Origin of the sequence: Brevundimonas sp. (genome assembly GCF_023259385.1) — a bacterium.
Classification (GTDB): domain Bacteria; phylum Pseudomonadota; class Alphaproteobacteria; order Caulobacterales; family Caulobacteraceae; genus Brevundimonas.
Genome location: NZ_JAHFPF010000222.1, coordinates 1 through 5901 on the forward strand (window position 1 = coordinate 1; position 5901 = coordinate 5901).

8 protein-coding genes are annotated in these 5901 nt (G+C 71.4%); 2 read left to right on the forward strand and 6 right to left on the reverse strand.

Going from position 1 to position 5901, the window contains the following annotated elements; genetic code table 11:
* A partial coding sequence (locus tag Q0C81_RS14900; RefSeq protein ID WP_291839606.1) for an endonuclease/exonuclease/phosphatase family protein occupies window positions 1-747 on the forward strand: 747 nt, incomplete at its 5' end.
* On the opposite strand, the gene Q0C81_RS14905 is transcribed toward Q0C81_RS14900, so the two are convergent.
* The 6 genes from Q0C81_RS14905 to Q0C81_RS14930 are packed head-to-tail and all read right to left on the reverse strand — an operon-like array spanning window position 728 to window position 5574.
* Entirely contained in the window at window positions 728-1945 is a 1218-nt protein-coding gene (locus tag Q0C81_RS14905; protein ID WP_291839607.1) for a CCA tRNA nucleotidyltransferase, read from the reverse strand. The two genes, Q0C81_RS14900 and Q0C81_RS14905, sit on opposite strands and share 20 nt — an antisense overlap.
* Window positions 1942-2604 (reverse strand): CoA pyrophosphatase, encoded by a 663-nt coding sequence (locus Q0C81_RS14910; RefSeq protein WP_291839608.1) that lies wholly within the window; start codon window positions 2602-2604, stop codon window positions 1942-1944. Before Q0C81_RS14910 ends, Q0C81_RS14905 begins: the two co-directional genes overlap by 4 nt.
* Window positions 2601-3164, reverse strand: a complete 564-nt coding sequence (locus tag Q0C81_RS14915) for a DUF1285 domain-containing protein (protein WP_291839609.1) — start codon at window positions 3162-3164, stop codon at window positions 2601-2603. Before Q0C81_RS14915 ends, Q0C81_RS14910 begins: the two co-directional genes overlap by 4 nt.
* Window positions 3165-3204: 40 nt before the next feature.
* A complete protein-coding gene (locus Q0C81_RS14920) occupies window positions 3205-3678 on the reverse strand; it encodes a GNAT family N-acetyltransferase (RefSeq protein WP_291839610.1) in 474 nt (157 codons plus the stop codon).
* A gap of 34 nt (window positions 3679-3712) precedes the next feature.
* A complete protein-coding gene (locus Q0C81_RS14925) occupies window positions 3713-4486 on the reverse strand; it encodes an enoyl-CoA hydratase-related protein (protein WP_291839612.1) in 774 nt (257 codons plus the stop codon).
* Window positions 4483-5574: an MBL fold metallo-hydrolase gene (locus Q0C81_RS14930; protein ID WP_291839615.1), complete on the reverse strand. Its 1092-nt coding sequence runs from the start codon at window positions 5572-5574 to the stop codon at window positions 4483-4485. The genes Q0C81_RS14925 and Q0C81_RS14930 overlap by 4 nt, the downstream gene beginning before the upstream one ends.
* A gap of 136 nt (window positions 5575-5710) precedes the next feature.
* On the opposite strand from Q0C81_RS14930, the gene Q0C81_RS14935 reads away from it, so the two are divergent.
* Window positions 5711-5901, forward strand: a 191-nt coding sequence (locus Q0C81_RS14935) for a hypothetical protein (RefSeq protein ID WP_291839618.1), incomplete at its 3' end; no start/stop codon positions are given.

Consider the following 5901-nt stretch of genomic DNA (forward strand, 5'->3'; position numbering starts at 1 on the left):
GGCGTGGCGGCGAGCCTGGCCTTGCTGGCCTGTGTCGCGCCGCAGTGGCTTCCCCCGGCGGGCAAGCCCGAAGCCGGCGCGCCCGTAGTCCGGCTGTACTCGGCCAATGTCTACTATCTGAACGACGACGTCGCCGCGATGCGCCGGTCCATCGAGGCGGCGAACCCGGACATCATCATCCTGATCGAACTGGGACGCGGGCCGATCGGCCGTCTGGACGAACTGCTGGCGGACTATCCCTATCGCGCCGCCTCGATGCGGCCGGACGAGACCCGCGGGCCGTCACGCTCGATCATCGCCTCGCGCTGGCCGTTGCGGCAGGTCGAGAACCGGCCGGACGGGCTGCATTCGGTCACCGCCGTGGCGCAGACCCCGCTTGGCGCGCTGAACGTCGTCGGCGTCCACCTGACCCGTCCTTGGCCGTTCCAGCCGCAGTGGGGCCAGATCAGCCAGACCATGGCGCTGGGCGACATCCGCCGAACCCTCGCGGGTCCGGTGATCATCGCGGGGGACTTCAACAGCGTCTCCAACGCCCGCATCGGGCGGCAGATGAAGCAGGACCTGGGTCTCGCCCCGGCCGGCGGCTTTCCCGGCACCTGGCCCAGCCAGCTGCCCTCGCCCCTGAACGTCACCATCGATCAGGTTTGGCGCTCGCCCGACCTGGCCTTCGTCAGCCGCAAGCTGGGACGGCCCAATGGATCGGACCACCGCCCGGTCGTGACCGAGTTCACCCGCGCCGCGGATTGACCAGCGCCGCCAGCCGTTCGGCGTGGCCCTCGCCCGGGAAGTCGGCGGCGATCCAGCTGTCCTCGAAGGCCTTGAGCAGGCGACCGGTCTCGGGACCCGGTTCAAGCCCCAGGCGCGCCACCTCCTTGCCGCCGACCGGCAGACGTGGCCGAACCCAGCCGTTCGCGACGCCCAGCAGACGCATGGTCTCCTCGCCCCGCCCCGGCGCGGCGGCGTGAAGGCGCATCAGGGCGTCGGCGACGGCGCGGCCGCCTTGGCGATAGACCGCCGCCCGCGCCTGGGCGTCGCTCATGTCCAGAGACACGACCGGCGCCGCCAGCGCCGAACCGACCAGCCGGTCCCGCGCCGCGTTCGGGAAACGCAGCCGCTCCGACGCCCGCCGCATGGCCTCGGCGTCCACGGGGAACAGGGTCATCAGCCGGACCACGGGATCGTCGCTCAGGTCCACGACGACGTCGAACAGCGTCATAGGCCCCGCCTCGGGCAGCACCTGCGACAGCACGCCGGTCTTCTCCATGGCCGCCATGGCCGGTCGCGGATCCGTCGCCGCCAGCAGCTTCATCAGCTCCTTGGACACCCGCTCGGCGGACAGGCGGGTCATTCCCGGCGCCAGGTCGCGACAGGCGTCCAGCCCGGCGGCGTCCGGCTCGCCCCGCCCATACCAGGCGAAGAAGCGGAAGAAGCGCAGGATGCGCAGATAGTCCTCGCGGATGCGGGTTCCGGGATCACCGACGAAGACGATCCGGCCCGCCGCCGCGTCCGCGACGCCCTGGCCCGTCGGATCGAACACCCGGCCTTCGCCGTCCGCATAGAGGGCGTTCAGCCGGAAGTCGCGGCGTGCGGCGTCCTCGGCCCAGTCGTCGGTGAAGGCCACGGTGGCGTTGCGTCCATCGGTGGAGACGTCCCGGCGCAGGGTGGTGATCTCGAACGGCTGCCGCTCGGCCACCGCCGTCACCGTGCCGTGGTCGATGCCGGTGGGCACGGCCTTCAGCCCGGCGGCGCGGATCGCACGCTCGGTCTCCTCCGGCTTCAGGGTGGTGGCGATGTCGATGTCGTCGATCTCGCGGCCCATCAGGGCGTTGCGCACGCAGCCGCCGACGAAACGGGCGCAGCCGGGGCCGCCCGCCGCCTCCAGCGCCGCCAGGACCGAACGGGTCGCGGACGCCGTCAGCCAGGCCTGTCCGGTCAGCACGGTCACGCCGCATCCTCCCCGGCGGCGGCGACCGGTTCGGCCTCGTCGCCGTACAGCCGGGCGCACAGGCCGCGCACGATCCCCGCCGTCGCGCCCCAGATGTAGCGCTCCTCATAGGGCATGGCCCAGAACCAGCGGCGCGGCTGACCCTCCAGCTCATACGAATCGCGACGGTGATTGGCCGGATCCATCAGGAAGTCCCACGGCGCCTCGAACACCTCGGCCACCTCGTCTGGCGAGGCGGTCACGGACGGCGGCTCGGTCAGCCAGCCGATCACCGGCGTGACCAGGAAGCCGGTCACGGTCTCATAGGCGTCGCCGACGCCCAGCACCTCGACCACGCCGGGGTCGAGCGCGACCTCCTCGAAGGCCTCGCGCAGCGCGGCCTCGACGGCCGTCTCGCCGGGATCCAGGCGGCCGCCGGGGAAGGCGATCTGACCCGTGTGGCTGGCCAGAGTGTCGGAGCGGCGGGTGAGCAGCACCGTCGCGCCTTCCGGCCGGGCGATGACGGGCACCAGAACCGCAGCCGGACGGAGGGCCTTCCCCGTCGATCGCGCATCGGGATTCAGGTCGTAGTCCGACCGTGAGGCGACGTCGTCCACCGACCAGCCGTCAGGATGGATCAGGTGCTCGATCAGCCGGGTCCGCAGCGTCGCCAGGCTCATTCGACGCCGGCCCCGACCGGTCCCAGGGCGAAGGCCGCACCGCCGGAACGGACGGTCAGCCGTCCGTCCTCGACCGAGGCCGCCTCGACCAGTTCATAGAAGACCGGGCGGGCGATGCGCGCCCACAGGTCGGCGCGGACCCGCACGCGGGGCGCAGGCTCTCCGGTCGTCGGATCGGTCTCGACCACGATGGGCGCGTCCGGCCCGGCCGTCGTCTGGTCGCCGACATCGGTGGTGAAGACCAGCGCCTCGCCCCGGCGCTCGACCGAGACGGCGCGGAACGGCAGGTCCTCGACGGCGATGGCCAGCTTCTCGCCCGGCGTGACCAGCACATAGCCGTCGGCGTCCTTGCGAAGGATGGTCGAGAACAACCGCACCAGTTCGGCTCGGCCGATGGGCGAGCCCTCGTGCAGCCAGACGCCGTCGCGGCGGATGACGATGTCGATGTCGCCGCAATGGGCCGGATGCCACAGGTGGACCGGCGGCAGGCCGCGGCCCGGAGCCTGCTTCGCCGCCTCGGCCATGGCGGCCAGTCCTGTTGTCTTGTCAGCATCGGCCATGGAGCAGACTTAGGCGGTCCGCCCCGGCGTGCAAACCCGCTCAGGCGGGACGGACGATTCCGGAGGGCTCGCCCTCGCCCAGCCACAGCACGCGGCGCGGGTCCACCGGTCCTTGCAGGCGGACGTCCGACGCATGGCGGAAGCCGAACCGGCCGAAATAGGGGGCGTCGCCGACCAGCAGGACGCCTGTCAGGCCTGCATGGTCGATGCAGGCCTGCACCAGATCCGCGCCCAGCCCGCCCTTGCGGCTGTCCGCCGAGACGGTGATGGGGCCCAGGAACAGGGCCGGACGGTCGCCCACCAGGATGGTCCACAGCCGCACCGCGCCGATCACCCGACCGTCCTCCCGCGCCACGAAGCCGGCGGCGACGCCCGCCTGCTCGCGGATGCGCTCGGCGGTCTTTGCGTAACGGCCCGGGCCGAAGGCGGCCATGACCAGGGCCTCCACCGACGCGGCGTCGGCGGGCGTTTCGGCGTCGATGCGCACAGTGGTCTGCAGGGCGGCGTCGGTCATGAGCGCGCGCACCTAAGGCGCACGCTCCGGGGAATCAACCGACTTTCGAGAAATCGGGCGCGCGCTTCTGGGTGAAGGCCATGAAGGCCTCCATCGCCTCGGGGCTCTTCATCTGGCTGCCGAAGGCCTCGCCCTCGCGCTGCATCAGCGCCCACAGGCGTTCCGCGTCGCGCATCAGCTGCTTGGTCTTGCGGATGGAGTTGGGCGCCCGGGCGGCCAGCTTGGCGGCCAGTTCGGCGGCCGTGGCCTCGACCTGACCGGCGGCGACGGCGCGGTTGGCCAGGCCCCAGGCCACGGCGGTCCTGCCGTCTATCGGCTCGCCTAGGGCGAAGATCTCGAACGCCCGCTGGTGACCCAGCACCGCCGGCAACAGCATGGAGGACGCCGCCTCCGGCGCCAGGGCCAGGTTGATGAAGGGCGCGGACAGCAGCGCGTCCTCGGCCACCACCACCATGTCGCAGTGAAGCAGCAGGGTCAGGCCGATGCCGACGGCCCGGCCGCGCACCGCCGCCACCGCAGGCTTGTCCAGGTCGGCGAGGGATTTGAGGAAGCGGAACACCGACATGTCGAAGGGCTTGTCGGTCTGCGAACCGATGGCGATGAAGTCGCCGATATCGTTGCCCGCCGAGAAGCTGTCGCCCTCGCCCCGGAACAGCAGCACCCGCACCGTGTCGTCGGTGCGCGCGCGCTCGGTCGCCTCCGCCAGGGCGGCGTACATGGCCTGGGTGATGGCGTTCTTCTTGTCGGCGCGGGCCAGGGTGACGGTCAGCACGCCATTCGCCAGCTCGGTCTTGATGTGGTCGGTCATGCCGCCTCCTCCCCTTGTGTCGTTGAGCGCCACCAGTCGACGCCGTCCGCATCGCGTTCGCGAACGGCCAGACCTCTCAGCAGCATGTAATTCAGGTGGGCGATGCTCTCGCCGGTGGCCATGCCGCGCACGCCGTCGCCTACCGGGCGGGCGAACAGGGCCGGGAACACGTCCACCGCCCGTTTCGGCTCCCTCAGCGACCGGTCGAGGCGTTTCAGCGCCACGTGATGACCGCGGATCAGGGCGTCCAGCCGGGCGTGGGCGCCGCGGAACACCTCTCCGTGCGACGGCAGGATCAGGATGTCGTCCGGAAAGACCGTCTTCATCCGCTCCAGCGAGGCCAGCCAGTCGCCCAGAGGATCGGCGTCGGCCTCGGTCGGCCAGACGGAGACGTTGGACGAGATGCGCGGCAGGATCTGGTCGCCGCCCAGCACGACGCCGTCGTCCTCGCGCCACAGGCAGGCGTGTTCGGGGCTGTGGCCCTCGCCGACGACGATGCGCCAGTCCCGGCCGCCGATGCTCAGCCGGTCGCCCTCGCGAATCCGCTGATAGCCGGCGGGCAGCGGCGAGACGGCCATGCCGAAGCGCCCGAACTCACGGCGGTAGCGCTCGATCTGCGCCTCGTCCCAGCCCGAGGCGCGATAGAAGTCCGCTCCGCTTTCCGGCGCCGGCGTGCCGGTGTCGGCCAGCAGCATCCGGGCCATCACATATTCCAGGCGGGTCATGACCAGCGGCGCGTTGAACCGCTCGCACAGCCAGCCGGCCAGGCCGATGTGGTCGGGATGCATATGGGTGCAGATCACCCGGGTGACCGGGTCTCCGCCCATCGGGCCGGCCAGCAGGAGCTCCCATTCGGCCTTGGTCGCGTCGAGCGCCAGGCCGCAGTCGATGACCGCCCAGCCGTCGCCGTCGCGCACCGCATAGACGTTGATGTGATCCAGCTGCATCGGCATGGCGACGCGCATCCACAGCACGTCCGGCGCGACGATGACCGCCTCGCCCGAGGCCGGCGGTCCGGCGAACGGATAGGTCAGGCCCCGCTCGGCGGGCCTCGCCTCGGTCTCCGCCGGGATCACGCCGTCCGCCAAGTCCGTCTCCAATCGCAACGCAGGATGGATAGACCGAACCGCCGCCTCTCGTCCAGCATCACCGGTCAGAGCCTTGACCCGGCTCCAACCGCTCGCCAAGGGTGTCGATCGAAGATTTACCTTCCGGAGTGACCCCGTGTTCAACAGAAAGATCATCGGCCTGGCGGGCGCCTTTGCGGTGCTGATGGGCGTGGCCCAGCCGGCGTTCGCCCAAACCGCGCCCACCGGCGGCCCGATCACGGAAACGGATCGCGCCAGCGGCACGATCAACGGCACGCGCGTCCAGCCGGGCCGTCTCGGCGACCGTTCCCCGCCCCCCGCCGCCGC

Bases quoted from the DNA above. Each gene is read 5' to 3' on its own strand.
- Q0C81_RS14915 (WP_291839609.1), bottom strand. From the start codon at position 3,164: ATGGCCGATGCTGACAAGACAACAGGACTGGCCGCCATGGCCGAGGCG.
- Q0C81_RS14920 (WP_291839610.1), bottom strand. From the start codon at position 3,678: ATGACCGACGCCGCCCTGCAGACCACTGTGCGCATCGACGCCGAAACG.
- Q0C81_RS14925 (WP_291839612.1), bottom strand. From the start codon at position 4,486: ATGACCGACCACATCAAGACCGAGCTGGCGAATGGCGTGCTGACCGTC.
- Q0C81_RS14910 (WP_291839608.1), bottom strand. From the start codon at position 2,604: ATGAGCCTGGCGACGCTGCGGACCCGGCTGATCGAGCACCTGATCCAT.